General features: G+C 69.3%; 27 protein-coding genes. 9 read left to right on the top strand and 18 right to left on the bottom strand.

Going from position 1 to position 25,606, the window contains the following annotated elements; genetic code table 11:
- Positions 1 to 50: 50 nt before the first annotated feature.
- From ACOCEP_RS30805 to pafA, 3 genes are all read right to left on the bottom strand, one after another.
- Positions 51 to 392, bottom strand: a complete 342-nt coding sequence (locus ACOCEP_RS30805) for an ArsR/SmtB family transcription factor (RefSeq protein WP_482332610.1) — start codon at positions 390 to 392, stop codon at positions 51 to 53.
- 12 nt (positions 393 to 404) lie between these two features.
- Positions 405 to 1,448 carry a WD40/YVTN/BNR-like repeat-containing protein gene (locus tag ACOCEP_RS30800; RefSeq protein ID WP_482332609.1) on the bottom strand — a complete coding sequence of 348 codons (1,044 nt, stop codon included), beginning with the start codon at positions 1,446 to 1,448 and terminating at the stop codon, positions 405 to 407.
- A 79-nt stretch (positions 1,449 to 1,527) separates the two neighbouring features.
- Positions 1,528 to 2,886 (bottom strand): Pup--protein ligase, encoded by a 1,359-nt coding sequence (pafA, locus tag ACOCEP_RS30795; RefSeq protein ID WP_007035399.1) that lies wholly within the window; start codon positions 2,884 to 2,886, stop codon positions 1,528 to 1,530.
- Positions 2,887 to 3,033: 147 nt separating this feature from the next.
- Between pafA and ACOCEP_RS30790 the strand changes: the two genes are divergently transcribed.
- Positions 3,034 to 4,512 (top strand): phosphatase PAP2 family protein, encoded by a 1,479-nt coding sequence (locus tag ACOCEP_RS30790; protein ID WP_482332608.1) that lies wholly within the window; start codon positions 3,034 to 3,036, stop codon positions 4,510 to 4,512.
- A 240-nt stretch (positions 4,513 to 4,752) separates the two neighbouring features.
- On the opposite strand, the gene prcA is transcribed toward ACOCEP_RS30790, so the two are convergent.
- From prcA to dop, 4 genes are all read right to left on the bottom strand, one after another.
- Positions 4,753 to 5,514, bottom strand: a complete 762-nt coding sequence (gene prcA, locus ACOCEP_RS30785; RefSeq protein ID WP_482332607.1) for a proteasome subunit alpha — start codon at positions 5,512 to 5,514, stop codon at positions 4,753 to 4,755.
- 52 nt (positions 5,515 to 5,566) lie between these two features.
- Complete coding sequence (gene prcB / locus ACOCEP_RS30780) at positions 5,567 to 6,403, bottom strand: proteasome subunit beta (protein WP_125678144.1); 837 nt, start codon at positions 6,401 to 6,403, stop codon at positions 5,567 to 5,569.
- Between the two features lie 73 nt (positions 6,404 to 6,476).
- Positions 6,477 to 6,671 carry a ubiquitin-like protein Pup gene (locus ACOCEP_RS30775; RefSeq protein WP_037319666.1) on the bottom strand — a complete coding sequence of 65 codons (195 nt, stop codon included), beginning with the start codon at positions 6,669 to 6,671 and terminating at the stop codon, positions 6,477 to 6,479.
- A 97-nt stretch (positions 6,672 to 6,768) separates the two neighbouring features.
- The gene (gene dop / locus ACOCEP_RS30770) at positions 6,769 to 8,271 is read right to left on the bottom strand and encodes a depupylase/deamidase Dop (protein ID WP_482332606.1); all 1,503 of its coding nucleotides are present in this window, start codon (positions 8,269 to 8,271) and stop codon (positions 6,769 to 6,771) included.
- Between the two features lie 43 nt (positions 8,272 to 8,314).
- Between dop and ACOCEP_RS30765 the strand changes: the two genes are divergently transcribed.
- Positions 8,315 to 8,833: an NUDIX hydrolase gene (locus ACOCEP_RS30765; protein WP_482332605.1), complete on the top strand. Its 519-nt coding sequence runs from the start codon at positions 8,315 to 8,317 to the stop codon at positions 8,831 to 8,833.
- On the opposite strand, the gene ACOCEP_RS30760 is transcribed toward ACOCEP_RS30765, so the two are convergent.
- From ACOCEP_RS30760 to ACOCEP_RS30750, 3 genes are read right to left on the bottom strand one after another with little or no spacing between them, the layout of a single operon-like run.
- On the bottom strand, positions 8,830 to 9,435 hold the full coding sequence (locus tag ACOCEP_RS30760) for a hypothetical protein (RefSeq protein ID WP_482332604.1): 606 nt from the start codon (positions 9,433 to 9,435) through the stop codon (positions 8,830 to 8,832). The genes ACOCEP_RS30765 and ACOCEP_RS30760 overlap by 4 nt on opposite strands.
- 56 nt (positions 9,436 to 9,491) lie before the next feature.
- Positions 9,492 to 10,445, bottom strand: coding sequence for an aldo/keto reductase (locus tag ACOCEP_RS30755; protein ID WP_482332603.1), 954 nt, complete (start codon positions 10,443 to 10,445; stop codon positions 9,492 to 9,494).
- Entirely contained in the window at positions 10,442 to 10,786 is a 345-nt protein-coding gene (locus ACOCEP_RS30750) for a hypothetical protein (protein ID WP_125678154.1), read from the bottom strand. Before ACOCEP_RS30750 ends, ACOCEP_RS30755 begins: the two co-directional genes overlap by 4 nt.
- Before the next feature lie 144 nt (positions 10,787 to 10,930).
- Here ACOCEP_RS30750 and ACOCEP_RS30745 point away from each other — a divergent pair, with 144 nt between their 5' ends.
- Complete coding sequence (locus tag ACOCEP_RS30745; protein ID WP_482332602.1) at positions 10,931 to 11,842, top strand: DMT family transporter; 912 nt, start codon at positions 10,931 to 10,933, stop codon at positions 11,840 to 11,842.
- Between the two features lie 54 nt (positions 11,843 to 11,896).
- Here ACOCEP_RS30745 and arc read toward each other — a convergent pair whose 3' ends face one another.
- A complete protein-coding gene (arc, locus tag ACOCEP_RS30740) occupies positions 11,897 to 13,699 on the bottom strand; it encodes a proteasome ATPase (RefSeq protein ID WP_482332601.1) in 1,803 nt (600 codons plus the stop codon).
- A 362-nt stretch (positions 13,700 to 14,061) separates the two neighbouring features.
- Between arc and ACOCEP_RS30735 the strand changes: the two genes are divergently transcribed.
- Both ACOCEP_RS30735 and ACOCEP_RS30730 read left to right on the top strand, forming a co-directional pair.
- Complete coding sequence (locus tag ACOCEP_RS30735) at positions 14,062 to 14,883, top strand: hypothetical protein (protein WP_482332600.1); 822 nt, start codon at positions 14,062 to 14,064, stop codon at positions 14,881 to 14,883.
- A 7-nt stretch (positions 14,884 to 14,890) separates the two neighbouring features.
- On the top strand, positions 14,891 to 15,346 hold the full coding sequence (locus ACOCEP_RS30730) for a hypothetical protein (RefSeq protein ID WP_482332599.1): 456 nt from the start codon (positions 14,891 to 14,893) through the stop codon (positions 15,344 to 15,346).
- A 300-nt stretch (positions 15,347 to 15,646) separates the two neighbouring features.
- On the opposite strand, the gene ACOCEP_RS30725 is transcribed toward ACOCEP_RS30730, so the two are convergent.
- Together ACOCEP_RS30725 and ACOCEP_RS30720 are read right to left on the bottom strand one after the other, a co-directional pair.
- Positions 15,647 to 16,471, bottom strand: coding sequence for a tRNA (adenine-N1)-methyltransferase (locus tag ACOCEP_RS30725; protein ID WP_482332598.1), 825 nt, complete (start codon positions 16,469 to 16,471; stop codon positions 15,647 to 15,649).
- A gap of 58 nt (positions 16,472 to 16,529) precedes the next feature.
- Positions 16,530 to 17,681, bottom strand: coding sequence for a M50 family metallopeptidase (locus tag ACOCEP_RS30720; RefSeq protein WP_482332597.1), 1,152 nt, complete (start codon positions 17,679 to 17,681; stop codon positions 16,530 to 16,532).
- 128 nt (positions 17,682 to 17,809) lie between these two features.
- Between ACOCEP_RS30720 and ACOCEP_RS30715 the strand changes: the two genes are divergently transcribed.
- From ACOCEP_RS30715 to ACOCEP_RS30705, 3 genes are all read left to right on the top strand, one after another.
- On the top strand, positions 17,810 to 18,703 hold the full coding sequence (locus ACOCEP_RS30715) for a RecB family exonuclease (protein WP_482332596.1): 894 nt from the start codon (positions 17,810 to 17,812) through the stop codon (positions 18,701 to 18,703).
- Positions 18,704 to 18,712: 9 nt separating this feature from the next.
- The gene (locus tag ACOCEP_RS30710) at positions 18,713 to 19,498 is read left to right on the top strand and encodes a thioesterase family protein (protein ID WP_482332594.1); all 786 of its coding nucleotides are present in this window, start codon (positions 18,713 to 18,715) and stop codon (positions 19,496 to 19,498) included.
- Positions 19,499 to 19,565: 67 nt separating this feature from the next.
- Complete coding sequence (locus tag ACOCEP_RS30705; RefSeq protein WP_482332593.1) at positions 19,566 to 20,501, top strand: ParA family protein; 936 nt, start codon at positions 19,566 to 19,568, stop codon at positions 20,499 to 20,501.
- Between the two features lie 70 nt (positions 20,502 to 20,571).
- Here ACOCEP_RS30705 and hisG read toward each other — a convergent pair whose 3' ends face one another.
- The 5 genes from hisG to ACOCEP_RS30680 all read right to left on the bottom strand — a co-directional run bounded on the left by hisG (position 20,572) and on the right by ACOCEP_RS30680 (position 24,493).
- Positions 20,572 to 21,417, bottom strand: coding sequence for an ATP phosphoribosyltransferase (gene hisG, locus ACOCEP_RS30700; protein WP_482332592.1), 846 nt, complete (start codon positions 21,415 to 21,417; stop codon positions 20,572 to 20,574).
- A 32-nt stretch (positions 21,418 to 21,449) separates the two neighbouring features.
- Positions 21,450 to 21,713: a phosphoribosyl-ATP diphosphatase gene (locus ACOCEP_RS30695; protein WP_034306611.1), complete on the bottom strand. Its 264-nt coding sequence runs from the start codon at positions 21,711 to 21,713 to the stop codon at positions 21,450 to 21,452.
- Between the two features lie 72 nt (positions 21,714 to 21,785).
- The gene (locus ACOCEP_RS30690) at positions 21,786 to 22,277 is read right to left on the bottom strand and encodes a methylated-DNA--[protein]-cysteine S-methyltransferase (RefSeq protein ID WP_482332591.1); all 492 of its coding nucleotides are present in this window, start codon (positions 22,275 to 22,277) and stop codon (positions 21,786 to 21,788) included.
- 15 nt (positions 22,278 to 22,292) lie between these two features.
- Positions 22,293 to 23,756, bottom strand: coding sequence for an AlkA N-terminal domain-containing protein (locus ACOCEP_RS30685; protein WP_482332589.1), 1,464 nt, complete (start codon positions 23,754 to 23,756; stop codon positions 22,293 to 22,295).
- Between the two features lie 56 nt (positions 23,757 to 23,812).
- Positions 23,813 to 24,493 carry an HAD family hydrolase gene (locus tag ACOCEP_RS30680; RefSeq protein ID WP_482332588.1) on the bottom strand — a complete coding sequence of 227 codons (681 nt, stop codon included), beginning with the start codon at positions 24,491 to 24,493 and terminating at the stop codon, positions 23,813 to 23,815.
- A 179-nt stretch (positions 24,494 to 24,672) separates the two neighbouring features.
- Between ACOCEP_RS30680 and ACOCEP_RS30675 the strand changes: the two genes are divergently transcribed.
- Positions 24,673 to 25,572, top strand: coding sequence for a PAC2 family protein (locus ACOCEP_RS30675; RefSeq protein ID WP_482332587.1), 900 nt, complete (start codon positions 24,673 to 24,675; stop codon positions 25,570 to 25,572).
- The last annotated feature ends 34 nt before the right edge of the window (positions 25,573 to 25,606 follow it).

The following is a 25,606-nucleotide window of genomic DNA, read 5'->3' as shown; positions in this document are numbered from 1 at the left end:
CCAACGTATCGAAGTATCGCAGATTTTCGATACGTTATTCCCGATCGGGCTCAGATGGAACGTCCCAGCAGGTCGACGAGCTGCGCGATCCGCTGCTCGTCACGGCGATAGTGCGTCCACTTGCCCACCCGGGTGGACCGGACGAGCCCGGCGCGCTGCAGCAGCGCCATGTACGCCGACACCGTGGACTGCGCGAGCCCCAGCTTCGCCTGGAGATGACTGACGCAGACCCCGACCTCGTTCTGGTCGGCGATCGCGTTCTCCGGCGGGAAGTACCGGTCCGGTTCGCGCAGCCAGCCGAGCACCTGCAGGCGGATCGGGTTGGCCAGCGCCTTCAACACCTCGACCAGATGATCGGTGGTCTCCGGGACTGGTTCGGCTTGTGCGGTCATAGTCCTTCGAGCTTAGGCCGTGCCGAGCCGCGCGGCCCTGCCGTTGGCCCCGCTCGCCCAGCACGCGCCGCGAGCGCAGTCGACCGAGTCGAGCGATCCGGTGTCGAACGACTTCCAGTGCCGTCCGCCGTCCGGGCTCAGATCGCTCCCGCCGGGGCCGACGGCGATCACGGTGTTCCCGAGCCACGCCAAGCCGGAGCGATAGCCGACCGGGGCCTCGGACGGGGTCCGCCAGGTGCGTCCCCGGTCCGCGCTGAGCGCCACCGCCGGGCCAGGAGCGTTCGGCGCCGCGTAGTCGCCACCGATGGCGACGCCGTGCCGCGGATCCCGGAACGTCACCGAGAAGACCCCGGCCGAGGCGCCGCTGGGCAACGGGGTGTCCGCGGCTTCCCAGGTCATTCCGCCGTCCCCGGAGTGCAGGACCCGTGCGCGGGCGCCGCCGCCGGTGGCGATCCAGGCGTCACGCGGGCCCGAGGTCGTGAGGCACTGGCCGCTGGCGGCGAACCCGTACTCTCCGTCGAGCGCGGGGACCATGCCCTGGGCGGGGACGGGCTTCCACGTGCGGCCGCCGTCCGAAGTGGACTGCAACCGGAACTTGCCGTCCACCGGATCGCTCATCGCGAGACCGCGCCGTCGGTCGAAGAACGCCACACAGTCGTAGAAGGCGGCGGGGTCACTGTTCTGGAAGGACAGTCGCCAGCTCTTGCCGCCGTCGTCGGTGCGGTAGATCCGGGAGGCGTCGCCGGGCCCGATCGACAGCGCGACCGCGTGATCGGCGTCGAAGGCCTCGATGTCCCGGAAGTCGAGCGCCTCGGTGCCCGCCGGAGCGACGGGCTTCCAGGAGCGGCCGCGGTCGGTGGTGCGCAGGATGGTGCCCCTGCTGCCGCTGACCCACGCCGTCCGCGAATCCACCGCGGACAGGCCGCGCAGCTGCGCGTTCGTGCCCGTCGGTGTCTCGGTCCACCTGGGTTCGGGACGTTCCGGTGCGGCTTGCGCGACACCGGTGAACGCCAGCGGGACGACCGCACCCAGCAGGACCAGCAACGCACGGCGCATCGGCGCACCTCTCCCTCGAAGATCCGTGAAGGCCACCTTAAGGGACTCTGGATCCCTCAAGGTGGCCTTCACGGACCAATCAGAGTGAGCTGATCAGCCGCTCGACGCGCTCGTCCACCGAGCGGAACGGGTCCTTGCACAGCACCGTCCGCTGCGCCTGGTCGTTCAGCTTGAGGTGCACCCAGTCCACGGTGAAGTCACGTCCGGCGGCCTGCGCGGCGGCGATGAAGTCACCGCGCAGCTTCGCCCGCGTGGTCTGCGGCGGGGTGTCCTTGGCCAGCTCGATCTCGCCGTCGTCGGTGACCCTCCGCACGAGCCCCTTCCGCTGCAGCAGGTCGAAAATGCCGCGCCCGCGCCGGATGTCGTGATAGGCCAGGTCGAGCTGCGCGATCCGCGGGCTCGACAGGTCGAGGTCGTGCTTGTTGCGGTAGCGCTCGACCAGGCGGTGCTTGATCGCCCAGTCGATCTCGGTGTCGATCTTGCTGAAGTCCTGCTGCTCGACCGCCTCCAGCGCCCGGCCCCACAGCTCGACGACCCGCTCGGACTGCGGCGACGAACCCGTCTCCTTGACGTGCTGGACGGCGCGGGCGTGGTACTCGCGCTGGATGTCCAGCGCGGACGCCTCGCGACCGCCGGCGAGCCGCACCTGGCGGCGGCCGGTGAGGTCGTGGCTGATCTCGCGGATGGCCCTTATCGGGTTGTCCAGGGTGAAGTCGCGGAACTGGACCCCCGCCTCGATCATCTCCAGCACGAGGTTCGCCGATCCGACCTTGAGCATCGTGGTCGGCTCGGCCATGTTCGAGTCACCGACGATCACGTGCAGGCGCCGGTAGCGTTCGGCGTCGGCGTGCGGCTCGTCGCGGGTGTTGATGATCGGCCGCGAGCGCGTGGTGGCGCTGGAGACGCCTTCCCAGATGTGTTCCGCTCGCTGGGACAGGCAGTACACGGCGCCGCGCGGCGTCTGCAGCACCTTGCCGGCGCCGCAGATGAGCTGCCGGGTCACCAGGAACGGCAGCAGCACGTCGGCGATCCGGGAGAACTCACCCGCCCTGGTCACCAGGTAGTTCTCGTGGCAGCCGTAGGAGTTGCCCGCCGAGTCGGTGTTGTTCTTGAACAGGAAGATGTCGCCGCCGATGCCCTCGTCCGCCAACCGCCGCTCGGCGTCGACCAGGAGGTCCTCGAGGATCCGCTCCCCCGCCTTGTCGTGCGTGACGAGCTGGACGAGGTCGTCGCATTCGGCCGTCGCGTACTCCGGGTGGGAACCCACGTCGAGGTAGAGCCGCGAGCCGTTCGACAGGAAGACGTTCGACGAACGCCCCCAGGACACGACACGCCGAAACAGGTAACGCGCCACTTCGTCCGGGGAGAGCCTGCGTTGCCCGTGAAAGGTGCACGTGACCCCGAACTCGGTCTCGATGCCAAAGATCCGCCGCTGCATCCCACCAGAGTAGGCGGTGAAGACCCACTGAAGGTGCGCCGTTCGGGCGGCGACACGCGGTCGGTACGTTGCATTCGGTGAAAGGTGTGCGGGAAGTCCCGATCGGGTATCACGCGCATGACGTCCAGACCCGGAAGTGGGGAACCCGTGTTAAAGCAGCTCAAACGCCCTTTCCGCAAGGTCGGACGGACCGATCGGCGGCTGATGGCACGGAGTGCGGCCCTGCCGAGGAGCAGGGCCGACGACGTGATCACCTCGCTCTCCAAAAGTGCGGACAAATCCAAGCTTTGGTGGTGTGTCGCGGTCCTGCTCGCGGCGAAGAAGGGGCCGACACGCCGGGGCGCGCTCCGCGGCGTGGCCGCCATCGCCGGGGCCAGCGCGGCGGCGAACCTCATCGGCAAGCCGCTGTTCCCCCGTCGCCGTCCCGCGGCCGAAGAGGTGCCGATGCACCGGCGGCTCGTCCGGCGGCCGACCTCGTCGTCGTTCCCGTCCGGGCATTCGGCGTCCGCGGCCGCCTTCGTCACGGCCGTGGCGATGGAATCGCCCAAGGCCGGGGCCGCCCTCGTACCGCTGGCCGCGGCCGTCGCCTATTCCCGGGTCCACACCGGCGTCCACTGGCCCAGTGACGTCGGCGTGGGGATCGGGATCGGGGTCGGCGCCGGCTTGCTGACGCGGCACTGGTGGCCGCTGAACGACGACGTCCCCGGTCGCACCGCGCACACCGCCGAAGCGCCGGAGATGCGCGACGGCGAAGACATGCTCGTCCTGGTCAACCCGCATTCGGGGATCGACGGCCAGGATCCGACCGAGGAAGCCCGGTTCGCCTGGCCCAAGGCCACCATCCTCTATCCGGACGCGAAGCGTGACCTGCGCGATCAGCTCTGTGACGAGATCGCCGCGCGCGGCGGCACCGTGCGCGCGCTCGGTGTCGCCGGCGGCGACGGGACCGTGGCCGCCGTGGCCGCCGTCGCGGCCGACCACGACCTGCCGCTCGCGCTCATCCCGGCGGGCACCCTCAACCACTTCGCCCGGGACGTCGGCATGCGCTCGATGCCCGACGCGGACGCCGCCACCGAAGCGGGCAACGCCGTCGGTGTCGACCTCGGCGAGGTCGAGATCAACCACGACGACGACCACCGCTACTTCGTCAACACCGCCAGCCTCGGCGGTTACCCGGAAATGGTCCGGATCCGGGAGAAGCTGCAGAAGCGGCACCCGAAGTGGCCGTCCGCGGCGATCGCGCTCGCCCGCACCCTGCGGCGCGCGAAGCCGCTGGAAGTGACCCTCAACGGCAAGCACACCAGCATCTGGCTGCTGTTCGTCGGCAACGGCACCTACTCGCCGAAGGGGTTCGCGCCCTCACGTCGGCCCGCGCTCGACACCGGCCTCCTCGACGTCCGCTACCTGCGCGCCGACGTGCCGTACTCGCGAGCGCGGTTCATCCTCGCCACGATCACGAACAGCCTCAACGCCAGCCACGTCTACCAGGAACTCGACGTCCCGGAGCTGCACGTCCGGCTGCTGAACGGCAACCGCCGCGTCGCCACCGACGGCGAGGTCGGCCCGCTCGGCAACGACTTCCTCTTCCGGTCGCGGCCCAGCGCGCTCACCATCTACCGGCTCTAGGCGCCGCGTCCACTGTGTACTGAGGGCACAAGGCACGTTGCGAAAGCCACTTTCGCAACGTTGAAGGTTGCGAAAGTGGCTTTCGCAACGTCAGCGCGGGTGTCGGCCCTGCCGAAAGTGAAGACCTCACGGCCTGAGCGCACGTCGCGAGCTGACCGCTCACACCAGTCCCCAAGTACGTGAAGGCCCCCTTCATTGCGCTAGACGCAATGAAGGGGGCCTTCACGTACTTGACGAGACTCAGTCCTTCTTGGACTCACCGGCGGGCTTGTCGCCGTCGGCGTCGTCCTCCTTCGGTTCCTCCGGCTCGGCGGGAAGCAAGGCGTCCAGCGCGGCACCGGCGACCCGGCGGAACTTACGGCCGCGCCGGTCCCGCTCCAGGACGGCGACCTCGAGCTTCACCGGGTCCGAGTCACCGTTGGCGGGCGTGGGAGTGTTGTCCCGCAACGCCTTCACCGCGACGCCGAGCGCCGCTTCCAGCTCCATGTCCGATTCGAAGCTCTCCTTGAGCTTCGTGGTGAGCGTGTCCGCCTGACCGCCCATCACGACGAACTTCGGCTCGTCGAAGATCGAGCCGTCGTAGGTCAGCCGGTACAACTGGTCTTCGGCGGCGGTGTCGCCTACCTCGGCGACACAGACCTCCACCTCGAACGGCTTCAGCTGCTCGGTGAAGATGCTGCCCAGCGTCGCGGCGTACGCGTTCGCCAGCGCCCGCGCGCTGACGTCCCGCCGGTCGTACTGGTAGCCCTTCAGATCCGCGTGCCGGATACCGGCGACGCGGAGGTTCTCGAACTCGCTGTAGCGGCCCACGGCCGCGAAACCGATCCGGTCGTAGATCTCCGACACCTTGTGCAACGTCGCCGAGGGGTTCTCGGCCACGAACAGCACGCCACCGCGGTACTTGAGCACGACCACGCTCCGGCCACGCGCGATGCCCTTGCGCGCGATCTCGGAACGCTCCCGCATCAGCTGCTCGGGAGAGGCGTACAACGGCATCGTCACTGTGGTGCTCCGCTCTTTCGGGCTCTCATCGGGAAGGGACAGGGAAGGACGGCTAGCGCCCGCGCTCGGCTCGTGCGGCCACGACGGCCTCGGCCACCGCCGTCGTCTGCTCGAGTGGCAACGCCACCGCACCCTGCTCCGCGGTGACCGTCACGATCGTCGGGAAGATCCGGCGCACCAGATCCGGCCCGCCGGTCGCGGTGTCGTCGTCCGCCGCGTCGTACAGCGCCTCCACCGCCGTCCTGATCGCGGCTTCGGCGTCCGCGTCCGGGTCGTACAGCTTCTTCAGCGAGCCCTTCGCGAAAAGCGAACCCGAGCCGATGGCGTGGTAGCCCGCGTTCTCCTCGTAGCGGCCGCCCGTGGCGTCGTACGAGACGATCCGGCCCGCGTGCTTCGCGTCCTCGGCGTCGAGGTCGTACCCGACGAACAGCGGCAGCACGGCCAGCCCCGCCATCGCCATCTCGAGGTTGGACTTCACCAGCCCCGCGAGCTTGTTCGTCTTGCCGTCGAGCGAGAGCGAAACACCCTCGATCTTCTCGTAGTGCGCCAGTTCGACCGCGTACAGCCGCACCATTTCGATCGCCAGCCCGGCCGAGCCCGCGATGCCCACGGCCGAGTACTCGTCGGTGACGTGGACCTTCTCCATGTCGCGCGAAGCGATCAGGTTGCCCGACGTGGCCCGCCGGTCACCGGCGATCAGCACGCCGCCCGCGAACTTGACCGCGACGATCGTCGTCCCGTGCGGGGCGTCCAGCCCGCCCGCCCCGGCCGAGACCCGCCGCTCAGGGAGCAGCTCGGGCGCCTGCGCCCGAAGGAAGTCCGAGAACGACGAGGTCGCCGACGAGAAGTACGCGGCGGGCAGCGCCGACTTACCCGAGGTGTGTTCCATACGTGCTCAAAGTTCCAATCTGTGTGATCCGCCGGCTCCGCACAGGCGGCCGCGCCGGCCGCCGGAAGACGAGTTACTCGCCGCCCTTTTGCACGTAGGCGCGGACGAAGTCCTCGGCGTTCTCCTCGAGCACGTCGTCGATCTCGTCGAGGATCGTGTCGACGTCCTCGCCGAGCTTCTCGCGCCGTTCCTGACCCGCCGGACCGCCGTCCTCGAACTCTTCGTCCGAGTCGCCGCCGCCGTGCTTTTCGATCTTTTCCTGAGCCATCTCGCCTCCCGGTGTGGCCGATGTTTCCTAGCCTACCCAGCGGTCCCGACAATCCGCGGGATCCGTGATCGCTTAACCCCGATGAAAGGAAATCCAGCTAGTCCGAACCGGTGAGCGCCTCGACCAGCTCCTCGGCGGTCGCGGAGTCGTCCAGCAACTTCCCCACATGGGCCTTCGTGCCCCGCAACGGCTCCAACGTCGGGATCCGCACCAGCGATTCCCGGCCGACGTCGAAGATGACCGAATCCCAGGACGCCGCGGCGATGGAGTTGGCGTACTTCTCCAGCGTGCGGCCCCGGAAGTAGGCCCTGGTGTCCGAAGGCGGGGTCGTGACCGCCTCCAGCACCTCCTCCTCGGTCACCAGGCGCTTCATCGATCCCCTGGTGACGAGCCTGTTGTACAGGCCCTTGTCCAGCCGGACATCCGAGTACTGCAGGTCGACCAGCCGCAACCGCGGCGCGCCCCAGGCCAGCTGGTCCCGCGCGCGGTAGCCCTCGAGCAACCGCAGCTTCGCCGGCCAGTCCAGCCTGTCCGCGCATTCCTGGGGGTCCCGCGCCAGCGCGTCCAGGATCTCGCCCCAGACCCGCAGGACCTCCTTGGAGGCCTCGTCCGCGCCGGTGCGCTCCAGGTTCGCCGATGCGATCTCGTGGTAGGCGAACTGGAGGTCCAGCCCGGTGTACTTGCGCCCGTTGGCCAGCGACACCTTCGCCTTCAGCGTCGGGTCGTGGCTGATCTGGTGCACGGCCCGCACCGGTTCGTCGAGTTTCAGATCGTCGAAGCGGACGCCCGCCTCGATCAGGTCCAGCACCAGCGCCGTCGTGCCGACCTTGAGGTACGTCGAGTACTCGGCGAGGTTCGCGTCGCCGATGATGACGTGCAGACGGCGGTACTTGTCCGCGTCGGCGTGCGGCTCGTCACGGGTGTTGATGATCCCGCGTTTGAGCGTGGTCTCCAGGCCGACCTCGACCTCGATGTAGTCCGAACGCTGCGAGAGCTGGAAACCCGCTTCCTCGCTCTGCTGCCCGACACCGACGCGGCCCGAACCGGTGACCACCTGGCGGGAGACGAAGAACGGCGTCAGCCCGGCGATCACCGCGGTGAACGGGGTCGACCGCTGCATCAGGTAGTTCTCGTGCGTGCCGTAGCTCGCGCCCTTGCCGTCGACGTTGTTCTTGTAGAGCTGCAACGGCGGCTGGCCCGGGACGGTGGCGGCCTTGCGCGCCGCTTCCTCCATGACCCGTTCGCCCGCCTTGTCCCAGATGACCGCGTCGCGCGCGTTCGTCACCTCGGGCGCCGAGTACTCGGGGTGGGCGTGGTCGACGTACAGCCGCGCCCCGTTGGTCAGGATGACGTTCGCCGCGCCGAGGTCCTCGACGTCCGGGTCGTGTCCGGGGCCGCTCGGACCGGTCAGGTCGAACCCGCGCGCGTCGCGCAAGGGCGATTCCACCTCGTAGTCCCACCGGGCCCGCCTCGCCCGCGGGACGTCCGCCGCGGCCGCGTAGGCGAGCACGACCTGGGTCGAGGTGAGTACCGGGTTCGCCGTCGCGTCGCCCGGCACCGCGATGCCGTACTCGACTTCGGTTCCCATGATCCGCCGCATACCCACCACCCTACGGGGTCGGAGGCGTGCGACGATGCCCCCCATGTCAGGCAGTGACGAACTCGTTGCGCTCTATGACCTCGGCGGAACCGTCGTGGGTGCGGCCACGCGCTCCCGGGTCCGCGCCGAAGGACTCTGGCACGCGGCGGGCGTGGTGTTGGTCCGTTCGAGTGACGGAGAGCGTGTCTACGTGCACCTCCGTACGGCCACCAAGGACGTCTATCCCTCCACATGGGACTGCTGGGCCGGCGGCATCGTCGCCGCGGGCGAGACCCCGGAGGACTGCGCCCGCCGGGAACTGGCTGAAGAACTGGGTGTCCACGGAGCGGAACTACGGCCGCTTTTCGTCCACGTCACCGACGACGACACGATCCGCTGCCACAACTTCGCCTTCGAAACGCGCTGGGACGGCCCTTTCGTCCATCAGCCGTCCGAAGTGGTCGAAGGACGCTGGCTGACGCTGGGCGAGTTGCGTTCGTGGCTCGTGGATCCGGAGAGCCGGTTCATCCCGGACGGGCGTTTGGGCGCCCTGGAGTGGTTCCGGCGAGAAGACGCGCGCTAGGCCGAACGGAGGCGCTGCGCGACGACCGGCAACAACCGCTTCGCCGCGTCCGTCGCCCTCGCCTCGGTCCCGGCGGTCACGCTGAGTGCGGAGACGAGCTTTCCCTTGGCGAGCAACACCGTGCACGTCGTGCCGTCGCACCAGGCGCGCTGGACCTCGACGCCGGTTTGCTTCGCCAGCGTGAGTTTCTTGCCGTCGCAGTCCGCACGGAGGACGACGTCCGAAGCGGCACGGTCGGTGTACTCGGTGACCTGATGTTCCAGCGTCGAGCCGCTGGGGTACGCCCACGTGGCCGAGCGGCTCGTGCCCCGGGTGAGCCCGGTCAGACAGCCGGACACCTTGCTCTCGCCGGGAACGACCTCTTCCTCGGCGACGTCCTCGTCGGTCAGCAGCGCGGCGGAAACGGCCGCGGGGACGGGAGCCAGGGTCGACGACGGTGGCACCGGGTTGGCCTGCGGCTTCACCGACGGCTGCGCGGGCTCGACCGTGGGCGTCGGTGTCGGGTCGTCGTAGTAGGTGTCGAGGTCGTTGGGACGGTCGGCGCATCCCGACAACCCGAACAGCGCGACCGTCGCCACCGCGAGCACCTGCCGATGACGCACTCTCGAGTCCTCCCCGATGTCCCGCCTGACGTTTGCCGCGAGACTAGTCCAGCCCCTCAATGCCAGCCGAGGCAGGATCGATGCCGCCAGTAGGCGACCGGTTCCTCCGCGAGCGCGGCCAGCTCCGCGAGTTCGCCCTCGGCGAGTTTCACCTTCGCCGCAACGAGATTCTCCGCGAGCTGGGCGGTGCTCGACGGGCCGATGACCGCGATCGGGCGCCAGTCCTGTGCCAGCGCCGCCGCGATGGCCACCGCGTCCGGGCCCGTCCCGTGTTCGCGCGCGATCCGCGCGAGCGGCGCCGGTGGCTCGACCACCAGCCGTCCGTTCGCGACGGTTTCCTTGACCAGCACCCGTTTCCCGGCGGCGTGCGCTTCCGCGAGCGCCGGGCCGGCGGACGGTTCCAGCAGGTTCCACGTCGACTGCACGGCGCTGAACACCGGCGTTCCCGAAACCTCCAGTTCGAACGCCCGGCGGACGGCGTCGGCCTGCGACGGTCCGGAGGTCGAGAACCCCACCGGCACGCCGTCCGCGGCGAGTTCCGCCAGCGCGCCGATCAGCCGGTCGTCGGTGAACAGTGGACTGTCCACAGTGAGCGAGTGGACCTGGTAGAGCGAGATCGCCTTCCCCAGCAGGCCCACGGATTCGGCCCACTGCCCGGCGAACCGCGCCGCGGTGTGCTCCTTGACCTCGTGCACCTCCGCGTCGAGCTTCCACTCCCCCACGTAGCGGTAGCCCCATTTACTCGACACGGTGACGTCCGTGTGGCCGCGGTCGGCAAGCCAGCCGGCGAGGAATTCCTCCGAAGAACCATACGAACGGGCGACGTCGATCCAGCGGACGCCCGCACGGTACGCGTCGTCCAGCACGTCGTGAGTAGCCGCTCGCATAGCCTCGAACTCGCGTCCGGGCGGCAGCGCGTCGACCCGGCCGAGATTGATGTACGCGGGCCTGCCGAGCGCCGCCAGGCCGACGGCGATCCGGTCGCCGACGGGGTTTTCCGAGTCTGTCACCGGGCTCCTTCGTTCTTGTGGCGGAGGATCGCGAGCCACTGACTCGAGTTCTGCGCCTGACGATGGAGCTTTTCGAGACGCGCCGCCGGAGCCCGAACGTAACCCTTGCCGAAGACGGGCGCGATCTGGCGGAGGCTGGCGCCCTCCTCCCTGGCGGCGAGCAGCGCCCAATCCGAAGCGTCGGCACACGCCGCGGAGGCGCGGCGCAACTCCCCCAGGATCTCGATCAGTTCGGGAGCGCTCACCTCTCCCGCTCGTACGGCGGCGGCCGTCGTTTCCAGCCAGGCCAGGACATCCGCTTCGGTGATCGGCGCGCGCGGGCGCCCGGAGGATTCGCTCACAGCCCGGAAGTATAGGTCGTTATACGGTCGGTTCGGCCGAGCGCCACGCGGGAGGCGTCGACCACATCGTCCGAAAACCGCTGGAGCGCAAGGGGGATCCCAGGCTTCACTGAGTCCCGGCTTGAGGATTCAGGAGAAGGACAATTGGGACGTTTCGGTATCGCGATCCGGTTCGCGGCGCTCGCGGTCGTCTGGGGTGCGAGTTTTCTGTTCATCAAGGTCGGTCTCACCGGCCTGTCGCCGGCCCAGGTGGCGCTTTCGCGCGTCTGCCTCGGCGCCGTCGCGCTGATCGCCATCGCCGCGTGGCGCCGTAAGCCACTCCCCCGCGATCCGGCGCTCTGGGGCCATCTCGCGGTCGTCTCCGTCCTGCTGTGCGTGATCCCGTTCCTGCTCTTCTCCTGGGCCGAGCAGTACATCTCGTCCGGGCTCGCCAGCATCTTCAACGCGACGACGCCACTGATCACCATGCTCATCGCCGCCGCGGCCCTGCCGTCGGAACGCTTCACCAAGGCCAGGACGACCGGCTTGATCCTCGGCTTCCTGGGCGTGCTCACCATCGTCGGCGTCTGGCAAGGGATCGACGTTTCCCACGAACTGACCGCGCAACTTGCCTGCCTTGGCGCGACGACCTGCTACGGCATCTCGTTCGTCTACGTGCGCCGGTTCATTTCCTGGCGGAACCTCGACGCGCCCACCATCGCGCTCGGGCAGGTCTGCTGCGGCGCCGTCGTGATGCTGGTGCTCGCGCCGTTCATCGCGACGACGCCGGTGCGCCTGGACACGCCGATCGTGCTCAGCATGATCGCGCTCGGGGCACTCGGAACCGGTCTGGCGTACGCCTGGAACGCCTCGATCATCGCGGCGTGGGGCGCGTCCAACGCGTCGGCCGTGACCTACCTCACACCGGTCGTGGGTGTCCTGCTCGGCGTTCTCGTCCTCGACGAGCCCCTGGCGTGGAACCAGCCCGTCGGCGCGCTGCTCGTCGTCCTGGGCATCCTGGCCGCGCACGGGCGGCTGAGCCCGCGCAAGAAGGTCGAAGAACCCGTACCCGTGTGACACGAAGGGGCCCTTCACCGCGAAGCGTGCGGTGAAGGGCCCCTTCGGTTCGTGCTACAGGTACTGACCGGTGTTCGTGGCGGTGTCTATCGCCCGCCCCGAATCCTGGTTCTTGCCGGTGACGAGCGTGCGGATGTAGACGATCCGCTCGCCCTTCTTGCCGGAGATCCGGGCCCAGTCGTCCGGGTTGGTGGTGTTGGGCAGGTCCTCGTTCTCCGCGAACTCGTCGACGATCGCGTCCAGCAGATGCTGCACGCGCAGGCCGGGCTGCTTGGTCTCCAGCACCGACTTGATGGCCGACTTCTTCGCCCGGTCCACGATGTTCTGGATCATCGCGCCCGAGTTGAAGTCGCGGAAGTACAGGACTTCCTTGTCACCGTTGGCGTAGGTGACCTCGAGGAACCGGTTCTCGTCCGTCTCCTCGTACATCCGCTCGACGGTGTGCTGGATCATCGCGTCGAAGGTCGCCCGCACGTCCCCGCCGAACTCGGCGAGGTCGTCCGCGTGGATCGGCAGGCCGTCGGACAGGTACTTGGAGAAGATGTCCTTCGCGCCTTCGGCGTCCGGACGCTCGATCTTGATCTTGACGTCGAGCCGGCCCGGCCGCAGGATCGCCGGGTCGATCATGTCCTCGCGGTTGGAGGCGCCGATGACGATGACGTTCTCCAGGCCTTCCACACCGTCGATCTCGGAAAGCAGCTGCGGGACGATCGTGGTCTCCACGTCGGAGGACACGCCCGAACCGCGGGTGCGGAAGATCGAGTCCATCTCGTCGAAGAACACGATCACCGGGGTGCCTTCGGAGGCCTTTTCCCGAGCTCGCTGGAAGATCAGGCGGATATGCCGCTCGGTCTCCCCGACGAACTTGTTCAGCAGTTCCGGACCCTTGATGTTCAGGAAGTAGGACTTCCCGTCCGCCGAGTCGCCGCGGGCTTCCGCGACCTTCTTGGCGAGCGAGTTGGCCACCGCCTTGGCGATGAGGGTCTTACCGCAGCCAGGAGGCCCGTAGAGCAGCACGCCCTTCGGCGGGCGCAGCTGGTACTCCTGGTAGAGATCAGCGTGCAGGAACGGAAGCTCGACGGCGTCGCGGATCTGCTCGATCTGCCGGGTGAGGCCACCGATGTCCTCGTACCGGACGTCGGGCACCTCCTCCAGCACGAGATCCTCGACCTCCGCCTTCGGCACGCGCTCGTAGGCGTAACCGGCTTTCGAGTCCACCAGCAGGGAATCGCCCGGCTTGAGGGGCTGTTCGGCCAGCGGATCGGAGAGCAGGACGACCCGCTCCTCGTCCGCGTGCCCGACCACGAGCGCGCGGGGGCTGCCGCCCTCGACGTCCGGGGCCAGCACCTCGCGCAGCGCGCAGACCTCGCCGATCCGCTCGAAGTCACCGCCTTCGACGACGGTGAGCGCCTCGTTGAGCCGCAACGCCTGTCCGCGCTGAAGCGACGAGACCTCGACCGCGGGTGAGACCGAGACCCGCATCTTGCGGCCCGCGGTGAACACGTCCACCGTGTTGTCCTCGTACGCGGTGACGAACACGCCGTAACCGCTCGGAGGCTGGGCCAGCCTGTCGACCTCCTCTCGCAACGCGAGCAACTGGCCACGCGCCTCGCGGAGCGTCTCGACCAGTTTCGTGTTGCGTTCCGTGAGTTGGCTCACTCGTTCCGACGCCTCGGCGAGTCGCTGCTCCAGCACTCGGTTCTGGCGTGGGGAATCGGTGAGCTTCCGGCGCAGCAGTGCGACTTCCTCCTCGAGGAAGCGGACTTGACGTGCCTGCTCGTCGGACGTGGTTCCAGCTCCGGTCGTTTCTGAAGGGTCGGCCTCCTCGCGCCGACCTCCGGGAAGGTCATGATGCATCGGGCACCTCCTCGGAGTGCTTTTCATTCCACGGTACCGGCGATCACCGACAATAAAAGGCCTTTCCGCATCACAAGATCGGCGCGTCGCGTTCCGGACGACCCGTCAGCACGTACCTTCGCGACGCGCAAGGGGCCATCCCGGTGCCGGGTCCGGCGCACTCATGGTCACAATCCGTCCACCTGCCCTGACCTGCGGCGGAATACCCGGCTCCGTCCGGGTGCAAACGAGATTCCGGTATCAGTTCGGCCCTAATCGAGCGGCGATCGGGCTCGATGGCTAGCATCGGGCGACGTTCGCCGGGGAGGCGGACCCGCAGGTCATGTTGAGCATTTTCGCAGAACAGCTAGGGGGCACCAGCCATGACTTACCCGCCGCAGCAGCCCGGCGGCTACGGACAAGATCCGTACGGCCAGCAGGGCGGGTACCCGCAGAGCGGCCCCCAGCCGCAACAGGGATACCCCGGTGGTGGCCAGTACGGACAGGACCCGTACGGCCAGCAGCAGGGCGGCTACCCGCAAAGCGGTCCTCAGCCCCAGCAGGGATACCCCGGCGGCACGCAGCAGTTCGGCCAGCCGGATCCGTACGGGCAGCAGGGCGGCTACAACGCCTACCCGCAGGAAGGCGGTTTCGGCGGCGGAGAGCCACCCAAGAAAAAGAAGACCGGTCTGATCGTCGGCATCGCGATCGGCGCGGTCCTGCTGGTCGGTGGCGGGGTCACCGCGCTGGTCATCGCGCTGAACTCGGGCGACGACAACCCGGTCGCCGCGCCGCCCAGCAGCAGTGCCGCCCCGACGGAGGCCCCGTCCTCGTCGTCGCAGAAGCCGAGCTCGACCCGGACCAGGTCCAGCTCGCCGAGCACCTCGTCGACGAAGAGCTCGGGTCCGGCTCCCGGTGGCAAGGCCACTCCGCAGGAAGTCTTCGAAAGCGCCGCGACCTCCTACAGCGCGGGCGACAAGAAGACGTTCCTCGATCTGATCTGCCGCAGCGAGAACACCAAGGACGAGGGCAAGCCGCTCGACCCCATCAAGCTGGAGATCACCGAGCCCGCCAAGGAAAGCGGCGACCGGGCGACCGGGCGTTACCGCGCCACCCAGGGCACCAAGATGGCGGAAGGGACGATCACAGCGGCCAAGGAGTCGAACCTGTGGTGCCTCAAGGACATCAAGGCCGACAAGAAGTGACCCACCGGTGACGGTGAGCCACAAGCTGACCGCCGCGGCGGTGGTTTGTGGCGCGGTCGTGGCCGGGGTCGTGGTGGGGCTGCTGCTGGTGGCCCCCTCCGGCTCCGACCCGGCCGCGTCGAGCACCGGCGCGCCCTCGCCACCGCCGGGTTCGTCCCGTCCGGTTCCGGTGGATCCGGACGTGGCGGCGGTCGAGGTGGCCGGCAAGGCGATCGCCGCGGCCATCGTCAACCACGACGCGACGGCGTTCGGGAAACTCACCTGCGCCCAGCAGTCGTCGGCCGATCTCGCCGAGCTCGGCCGGAAGTGGGCGGCGGCGGGCAAGGTGACCGCGACGGTCCCGGATCCGCCGGTGGTCAGCGGTGACTCCGCCACCGTGACCGTCCACGTCGAAGGCGTGGGCGGGCGGAAGGACACGCCGTTCCCGCTCAAGAAGCAGGACGGCAAGTGGTGCGTGCCCTGACGTTTCGGGGTTCTCCTGGATTCTGCTGAGGGCTGGGCCTGGCCCGGGCGTTACGAAAGCCACTTTCGCAACGTTGAGGGTTGCGAAAGTGGCTTTCGCAACGTCCGGCATGGCTGCCCCGCACCGCCCCGGCGATCATCCCTCGAAAGCCACTTTCGAGACGTCTGGTGTCCCGAAGGTGGCTTTCGCGACACCACCTCCAGAACCCGCGGGCCAGGGCTGTCCGTGCTCAACCGCGGCCGGAAGCCGGCAGGAACCCAAGACCCCACCCGAAACGCCACTCAAGACCGGCTTTACCGATCAGCCCTTGCCGGAGCGGCGATGCACCCGCGGCGAAACGGTGCCGTCCGCCAGACGGCGCGCCGTCAGCAGGAACGCGGTGTGCGCGACCATCCGGTGGTCCGGCCGCACCGCGAGACTCACGACGTGCCACGGCCGCATGAGGGTCTCCCACGATTCCGGCTCGGTCCAGCACTGCTGGTCCCGCATGGCTTCCGTGATCCGCGAAAGCTGTGTGACCGTCGCCACATAGACCGTGAGCACGCCGCCGGGCACCAGATGCGCGGCGACCGTCTCCAGCTGGTCCCAAGGCGCGAGCATGTCGAGAACGACGCGGTCCACCTCGCCGGTGTGCGTCGACAGGTCCGCGACCGTCAGCGACCAGTTGTCCGGCTTGTGGCCGAAGAACTTCTCGACGTTCCGCTCGGCGTGTTCGGCGTGGTCGTCCCGGATCTCGTAGGACTGCACGGTCCCTTCCGAACCGACCGCCCGCAGCAGCGAACAGGTCAGCGCGCCGGAGCCGGCGCCCGCCTCGAGCACCCGCGCGCCCGGGAAGATGTCGCCCCACATCACGATCTGCGCGGCGTCCTTCGGGTAGATCACCTGCGCGCCACGCGGCATCGACAGCACGTAATCCGGCAGCAGGGGGCGAAGCGCGAGATAGTGGCTGCCGCCGGCCGAAGTGACGACCGAACCCTCCTGCGCGCCGATCACGTCGTCGTGCGCCAGCGCGCCGCGATGGGTGTGATACTGCTGTCCCTCGGCGAGGACCATGGTGTAGTGCCGCCCCTTGGAGTCGGTCAGCTGAACCCGGTCACCAACACGAAACGGCCCTCGGACCGACACTGAACCTCCATACCCGCGAACTGATCGACGACCGATCCTCGCAGGTGGCCTCGCCGCGCTACGCCGGGGGTCGGCTCCGGGTCATCGCCGCGCGGAGGTCTTCACGCCTGAGCACGCCCGCGGGCCTGCCTTCGTCGTCCACCACGAGGAACTGCCACGCGGCCGTTTCCCGGACCCGCTCGGCGATCTCCTCGCCCGGCTCCGACGAAAGCAGCACGGTGTCGGCCCGGATCGGCTCGGCGGCCATCTCCGCGGGCGCGTGCGGTGACGTTCCGGCGAGCTGCGCGGCGGCCGTTTCGTCGAGCAGGCCCGCCGCGACGCCGTCGGCACGCACCAGGACCACCCCGCGGCCGGCCGAAGCGGCCAGCGCGTCCGAGACCGGGCTTTCCGCCGGCAACTGCAGGACGGGACGGACGAGTTCGCTGAGCCGTACGCCTTCCGGCCAGCCTCGGCGCGTTTCGGCGGCGAGTTCGCTTCGGGCTCCGAGGACCACGAACCACGCCGTCACGACACAGACCCCGAGCCGGAGCCAGCGGTCCTCACTACCCGCCGCCAGCCCCCACAACGCCCAGACGACCAGTCCGGCGGCGACGATCCCGCCCCCGACGGCCGCCGCCCGCGTGCCCTTCTCACGGCGGCCGGTCGCCGCCCAGACCCCGGCGCGGACCAGCCGTCCGCCGTCGAGCGGGAGTCCGGGAAGAAGATTGAAGATCCCGACGGCGAAGTTCGCGACGGCGCATTCGGCGATGAGCAGCCAGGCGGCGCTTTCCGGCGGGACCGCGAACATCAGCAGACCGCAGAATCCGCCGAGCAGCAGCGAAACGATCGGTCCCGCGGCGGCGACGAGCCCCTCCTGCCTCGGCTCGCGGGGTGTCCTGGCGACCTCGGAGAGGCCGCCGAGCAGGAACAGCCGCAGGCGCCGGACCGGGATGCCGAGCCGCAGCGCGACCAGGCAGTGCCCGAGTTCGTGGGCGAGCACCGAGAGCCCGAGAAGGACCGCGAACGCGGCCGCCAGCAGCCAGGAGGTCAGCGTGGTCGCGCCGGGCAGGATCCGGCCGACCAGCGGCGTGTAGAGGACCACGATGATCAGGGAGCCGATCCACCACGAAGGGGCCAGCAGCACAGGGATCCCGGAGACGCGGAACAGCAGGAGCCCACCCTCCGGCGCCACGCCTCGTCGAGGCGGGCCCTGCTCACCCGTCACCGCCATGTGTCAGAGCGTAGATGCCCAGGTGTGGGGTGCCCGTAACCCGCCCTTCCCGTCCGGGTGGTGTCGGTCATGCCGCTCCGGTGCGTCGCGGTCCCGGAACTGTCGGTGCCCGGCGATACGCTCACCCCATGCCCGACACCGACACGGTCACCGCCGATCCGCCGCCCGGCGCCGAAGTCCCGCGCCGTCGGCCGGCCCTGTCCCCGTCGCGTGCCAGCGACTTCAAGCAGTGCCCGCTGCTCTACCGCTTCCGCGCGGTGGACAGACTGCCCGAGATCCCGACGAAGGCCCAGCTGCGCGGCACGCTGGTGCATTCCGTGCTGGAGCGCCTGTTCTCCCTTCCCCAGGCCGATCGCACCCCGCCGCAGGCCAAGGAGCTGCTCGCGCCGGCGTGGGAGGAGCTGTCCGCGGAGCGTCCGGAATGGATCGAGCTGTTCGACCAGGACGATCCCGAGGCCGTCACCTCCTGGCTCTCGTCGGCCGAGCAGCTCGTCGACACCTACTTCGGCCTCGAGGATCCGCGTCGTCTGGAGCCTGAGGCATGCGAGCTGCACGTCGAGATCGAGCTGGGCTCCGGAGTGCTGCTCCGGGGTTACGTCGACAGGCTGGACGTCGCGCCGACCGGCGAGATCCGGGTCGTCGACTACAAGACCGGCGCCGCGCCCCGCGAGATCGGCGAGGCCAAGGCGATGTTCCAGATGAAGTTCTACGCCGTGGTCCTCTGGCGGCTCCGCGGTGTCGTGCCGCGCCAGCTGAAACTGATGTACCTCACCGACGGGCAGTCCCTGGCCTACACGCCGGACGAAGGCGAGCTCATCCGCTTCGAGCGCACGCTGGAGGCGATCTGGCAGGCGATCCTCAAGGCGGGCAAGACCGGCGACTTCCGGCCGAATCCGAGCAAACTCTGCGCGTGGTGCGATCACCAGGCGCTCTGCCCGCAGTACGGCGGCACTCCCCCGCCGTACCCCGGCTGGCCGGAGCCCGATCCCGGTGAAGAGTCCGTATTGGACCGTGCGGATTAGAGTGCCCTTGTGACAGAAGCCTTCTACGTGCCGTCAGGGGACGGCGTCTTCCTCCCGACCCCGCACACCGCCGGCCCTTGGACCCCGGACGCGCAGCACTTCGGGCCGCCCTCGGCGTTGCTGGTCCGCGCGCTCGAAGAGGTCGAGGCGCCGCACGCCGGCCAGCTGGCACGGGTGACGGTCGAGATCCTCGGGCCCGCGCCGCTGAAGGAGCTTTCGGTGCGGGCGTGGGTGGAGCGGCCGGGCCGGTCGGTGGAGTGGCTGGTGGCCGAGCTCGCCCACGGTGAGCGGGTCGTCGCCCGTGCGTCGGCCTGGCGGATCGCGACCTCGGACACCTCGGCGGTGGCCACCGAGGAAGGTCCGGCGCTGCCCTCACCCGACGGGCTACCGGCGTCCTCTTGGCCGGAGGGCTGGCACGGCGGGTACCTCGACGCCGTCGAGTGGCGGCGGGTCGAGGGCGCGCTGGACGAACCCGGCCCCGCGACCGTCTGGGGCAGGCAGCGCGTCGCGCTCGTCGACGGGGAGAAGCCGAGCCCGCTGCAGCGGTTGTTCGTGCTGGCGGATTCCGGCAACGGGATCTCGAACTTCCTGGACCCGCGTGACTGGTGGTTCATCAACTCGGAGCTGACGGTGCACCTGCGCCGCCCGCCGCTGGGCGACTGGATCGGGGTCGACGCGGCCACCCTGGTCGGCCCGAACGGGATCGGGACCGCGACCACGACCCTGCACGACGCCTCGGGCCCGATCGCCTCCGGAGCCCAGGCCCTGCTGGTGCGGCCGCGACAGGCGGGCTGATAGACGCGCTTTCTCGGCGGGTTTCCAATAGCCTTCCCGGAACAACAGACACAGGGAGCGCTTCGGCATGCAGATCACCTCGGTGGTCAACCAGAAAGGCGGGGTCGGCAAGACCTCACTCAGCGTGGGCGCGGCGGCCGCACTGGCCGAACGCGGCCGCCGGGTGCTGCTGATCGACCTCGACCCACAAGGCCACGCGACCACTGAACTCCTCGGGCTGGACGAGGTGGCGCCGGACATGCCCAGCCTCGCGAAAGCCCTGACCAAGGTATGGAAGGGCCCGATCGAGGAACTCGTCGTCCGGCATCCGCGCAGCAACCTCGGGCGGGGCGGGGCGTTCGACGTCATCCCGACCTCGCCGGGGATGTTCGACCTGATCCGGCGGCTGGACCAGTTCCGGGTGCCCGGCTGGCAGCTGGCCAGGGTCATCCAGTTCGCGAACTACGACCACATCATCATCGACTGCCCGCCCGCGCTCGACGTCCTGACCAACAACGCGCTCGCCGCTTCGCACGGGATCCTCGTGCCGGTGCAGCCGGACCGGACGAGTATCCGTGCCCTGCGCCTGCTTTCGGACCAGGTGCGTTACGTCGAACAGACCGTCGGCCGTCCGCCGATCGCCTATTACGGTCTGGTGCCCGGGCTCTACCGCCGCCCGATCTCGCACTACGCGGCCGCGGCGTTGCAGGAGCTGTACGCGTTCGGGATCCCGATGCTGTCGCACGTCCCGCTCGGCGTCGTGATGAACGAAGCCGCCGCGCACGGCGTGCCGGTGACGACCTACGCACCGGAAACCCTGCAGGCGTTGTCGTTCCGGGAGATCGCGGAGACGCTGGACGGCTACCTGCAGAACCATCCCGCCGCGGCGATCGTGCCCGCGGACGAGGAGTTCGTCTTCGAGGACTTCATCACCGAGGTGTCGGTGACGCGCAGCGCGAAGGACAACGGGACGCGCAAGAAGCTCTACGACCTGATGCCCAAGAAGCCGAACCGGCCCCGCTAGCCCATGCTATGAACGGTCCGTTCCTTGCAAATTTCGCAAGGAACGGACCGTTCATAGCGTCTGGAGGGCCTCAGAGACGGCAGGCCCGGATGTCCGAAGCCAGTACGGCCTTGGCGCCGGTCTCGGCGAGTTCGTCCATGATCCGGTTGACCTCCTTGCGCGGCACCATCGCCCGCACGGCCACCCAGTCTTCGTCGGCCAGCGGCGCGACGGTCGGCGACTCGAGGCCCGGCGTGATCGCGATCGCCGCGTCGAGCAACGTACGCGGACAGTCGTAGTCCAGCATCATGTAGTGCTGGGCGAAGACCACACCTTGCAGCCGTGCCTTCAGCTGGTCCTTCGGCCGGGTGTGCTCCGTACCCGCCCGCTGCAGCAACACAGCCTCCGACACACAGATCGGATCGCCGAAGGCCACGAGATTGTGCTGGCGCAACGATCGTCCGGACTCGACGACGTCCGCGATGGCGTCGGCGACACCGAGCTGGATCGAGATCTCGACGGCGCCGTCGAGGCGGATGACCTCCGCCTCCACCCCGTGCTGCTTCAGGTTCTCGCGCACGAGGCGCGGGTACGACGTCGCGAGCCGCTTGCCCTGCAGGTCTTCGGCCTTCCACTCCCGGCCCGCGGGCGCGGCGTACCGGAAGGTGGAACCGCCGAAGCCGAGGCCGAGGATCTCCTCGACCGGGGCGCCGGAGTCGAGCGCGAGGTCGCGGCCGGTGATGCCGAGATCCAGCTCGCCGGACCCGACGTAGATCGCGATGTCCTTGGGACGCAAGAAGAAGAACTCGACCTCGTTGACGGTGTCCAGCACGGTCAGGTCGCGGGCCTCATGTCGCCTGCGGTAGCCGGCCTCTCCGAGCATCTCCGACGCGGCGGCGGCGAGGGCTCCCTTGTTCGGCACGGCGACACGCAGCATTGCTTCTCCTTGGTTCTCCGGACGCGAAAGCGTCACAGGTACCGGTACACGTCCTCTGTCGACAGTCCTCGGCCGAGCATGAGCACCTGTACGCGGTACAGCAGCTGTGAGATCTCCTCGGCGAGCCTGTCGTCGGATTCGTGCTCGGCGGCGATCCACACCTCGCCCGCCTCTTCGAGCACCTTCTTGCCCTGCGCGTGCACTCCCGCGTCGAGCGCGGCGACGGTGCCGGAACCGTCGGGCCGCGTGCGGGCGCGGTCGGCAAGCTCGGCGAACAGCTCATCGAAGGTCTTCACAGTCTGGAGATCCTTCCATCCGCGCCCGCGTCGCGCTGCCCCGGGCCGGTGTGGTGCCGGTCGCGTCACACTTCAGAACAGCGCCGCGCCACCCCGCTCGAAGTCGAGCAGCCGCCGCTTCCGTTCGACACCACCGCCGTAACCGGTGAGACCGCCGGTGGAACCGATCACCCGATGGCACGGCACGATGATGCTGATCGGGTTCTTCCCGTTCGCGAGGCCGACCGCGCGCGACGCGGTGGGCCTGCCGAGCCGGTCGGCGAGCTGACCGTAGGAGACCGTCTCGCCATACGGGATCGCGAGCAGTCCTTCCCAGACCATCCGCTGGAACTCGGTGCCGCCGAAGCTCAGCGGCAGAGCGAAGTCCTCGCGCTGACCGGCGAAGTACTCCTTCAGCTGTTTCTCGGTGTCCACGAAGATCGGCGAGCCCGGATCGGGATGGCCGAACGTCTCCTCGGCCGGGCGATGCCGCTGCTGGACCATGTACACCCCGCAGAGGCTCTCGCCGTCCGCGACCAGAGTCAGCTTGTCGTACGGGCTGTCGATGACGGTGTGCGTGCGCATGGCGCTCCTCGGAACTCAGGCGGCGGGCAGCCGGTTGATGGGGTGATCTCCGGTCGCCCAGAGGTGCTGGACGGCGTAGGCGCGCCACGGGCGCCACCGTTCGGCGTGCGCGGCGAACGCCGCCGGGCCGAACCCGAGCTCCTTCGCGGCGACCTTCACGCCGAGGTCCGTCGGCAGGAAGGCGTCCGGGTCGCCGAGCGAGCGCATCGCGATGCTCTCGACGGTCCACGGGCCGAAACCGGGCAGCGCGTGCAGCCGCTCGCGGGCTCGCTGCCAGTCGCTTCCCGCGCCGAGGTCGAGGCCGCCGCCGTTCAGTTCGGCCACGAGACCGAGCAGGGTCCGCTTGCGGCTCTCCGGCATCGCGAGGCTTTCCGGGTCGAGGTCCGCGAGCGCGGCGGCGTCCGGGAAGACGTGCGTGAGGCCACCGTCCGGGTCGTCGACGGGTTCTCCGTGCGCGAGGACCAGCCGGGCGGCGTGGGTGCGGGCCGCGGCGGTGGACACCTGCTGGCCCAGGACGGCGCGGACGGCGAACTCGTCTCCGTCGACCGTCCTCGGCACCCGCCTGCCCGGCGCGGCGGCGACGAGCGGCGCGAGCAGCGGGTCCGCCGCCAGCGCCTCGTCGACCGCGACCGGGTCGGCGTCGAGGTCGAGCAGACGGCGGCAGCGGCTGATCGCGGTCGAGAGGTCCCGGAGATCCGACAGGGTGAGCCGGCATCCGATGTAGCCGTCTTCCGGTTTGAGGGCGACGACGGCCGGGCCGTGCGGGAGCCGCAGTGTCCGGCGGTACGCGCCGTCGCGCCACTCTTCGACGCCGGGGACGCCTGTCGCGACCAGATGCCCGAAGAGGTTGTCCGGGAACAGCGGTTTCCGATACGGCAAACGCAGATTCAGGGTCCCGGCGGCGGTCGCCGGTGCCGTGCGGACCCGAGCCCGCAGCTCCGTCGGGGACAGCGCGAAGACCTCTCGCACGGTGTCGTTGAACGTCCGGACGCTGCCGAATCCCGCGGCGAGGGCGACGTCGATCATCGACAGCCCGGTCGTCTCGATCAGCAGCCGCGCCGTCTGCGCCCGCTGGGCGCGAGCGAGGCTGAGCGGACCGGCGCCGAGTTCGGCCCGCACATGGCGCTCCACCTGCCGGACGCTGTAACCCAGCCGGGCGGCCAGCCCGCGCACGCCGTGGGTGTCGACGACGCCGTCGGCGATCAGCCGCATCGCCCTGGCCACCAGGTCCGCGCGCTCGTTCCACTGCGGCGAACCCGGGCTCGCGTCCGGACGGCAGCGCTTGCACGCGCGGAACCCGGCCTCCTGCGCGGCCGCCGCGCTCGGGTAGAACGTCATGTTCTCGGGCTTGGGCGGGACGACCGGGCAGCTCGCCCGGCAGTAGATCCGCGTCGTCAGGACGGCGGTGAAGAACCAGCCGTCGAACCGGGCGTCGTTCGACTGGACCGCTCGGACGCAGCGCTCGAAATCCTCATGCACCCGGCAAGCATCACCGACCGCACGGGGCGGGGTCTAGCGGAAATGCGACATGGCGGTCAGGGCAGGAGCGCGGTCAGCCCCGGCACGTCGAGACCCACCAGCGACGAGCGGAACACGCGCCGTTCACCCGGATCGACGTCGACGTCGTTCGGGATCACCACCACGGTGCACCCCGCCGCGGCCGCGGAAGCCGCGCCCGGCGGTGAATCCTCGATCGCGACGCACCGGGAAGCCGGGACTCCCAGCAACTCCGCGGCCAGCTGATACGGCCTGGCGTTCGGTTTGTTCAGACCGTCGACCTCGTCTCCGCAGACCGTGGCGGCGAAGTACTCGCGGCCGATCGTGTTGAGCGCGAGTTCGGTCAGCGACCGTTCGGTGGAGGTGACCAGCGCCATCGGGACACCGTTGGCGCGCAACAGTTCGAGCAACTCCTGCGCGCCGGGGCGCCACGGGAGCGGGCCGTCGAACAGATTGGCCGTACGGCGGCGGATCCACTCCCCCATCTCCGCGATCGACTCTGGCGTCACGGGCCTGGCGCACACGTCGAGGAGGAACGCGGCCGTGTCGTCCATATTGGACCCGACGAGGCTCAGGCGCTGCTCCTCGGTCAGGGTGCCGCCGAGGCTTTCGACGGCCTCGTAGAGCGCGACGTCCCACAGCTTCTCCGAGTCGACCAGCGTGCCGTCCATATCCCACAGGACGGCGGCGAGTCCGTCCAGTGTGGACGGTTCGGTCACGGTTCCCCCTCACGGTCGAATGGGCCTTTTCCGGACCCACGGTAGCCGAGAGCGATTCACGTCGGCGGCCAGGACGCTGCCCGAAATGTCGTGTTGCATCGGCTCTGCGCGGTTCGCGCCCGCGAAACGCCACCGGACATGCCCGACGCCGCGTGGCCGCCTGGTCGTAGGCTGGTCCGGTGAGTGAGCCCGTCGACGAGACCCAGCGGCCCGGCCGCGACCACCCGGATGACAGCAAGCCGATCATGATCGTCGCCTTCGAAGGATGGAACGACGCAGGTGACGCGGCCAGCCGGGCGGTCGAGCATCTCCAGCTCAACTGGGATGCGACCCCGCTGAGCGAGCTGAGTCCTGACGAGTACTACGACTTCCAGGTCAGCAGACCGACCGTGCGCATGGTGGACGGCGTCACCCGAAGGGTCGATTGGCCGACCACCCGGCTCTCGGTGTGCCGTCCGGAGGGCGTCAGCCGGGACATCGTGCTGGTCCAGGGGCCCGAACCGAACATGCGCTGGCGCGCCTTCTGCGCCGAACTGCTGGAGCACATCCAGCAACTGGAAGTCACCACGGTCGTCACGCTCGGCGCGCTCCTGGCCGACACCGCGCACACCCGCCCCGTCCCGGTCACCGGGACGGCCTACGACAAGGACACCGCTTCGCAGTTCGGCCTGGAGCTGAACAACTACCAGGGGCCGACCGGCATCGTCGGGGTCCTGCAGGACTACTGCGTGCAGGCGGGTGTGCCGGCGGTGTCGATCTGGGCCGCCGTGCCGCACTACGTCTCGCATCCGCCGTCGCCCAAGGCCACGCTGGCACTGCTGCACAAGCTCGAAGACGTCCTGGACGTCGAGATCCCGCTCGGTGCCCTGCCCGAGCAGGCCGAGGAGTGGCAGCGGACGGTCACCGAGATGGCCGAGGAGGACGAAGAGATCAGCGAGTACGTCCGGGGGCTCGAGGAGCGCGGCGACGCGGAGACCGAGTTCACGCTGGACGACGTCAGCGGGGACAAGATCGCGGCCGAGTTCGAGCGGTACCTGCGGCGTCGCCGTCCCGGGCAGGACGGTCCCGGCCGCGGCTGATCGCACCCGCCTGCCGCAAATGTCATGAAAGGGT

The organism is Amycolatopsis sp. CA-211722 (genome assembly GCF_056828465.1).
This window is presented reverse-complemented; position numbering and strand designations above follow the sequence as displayed.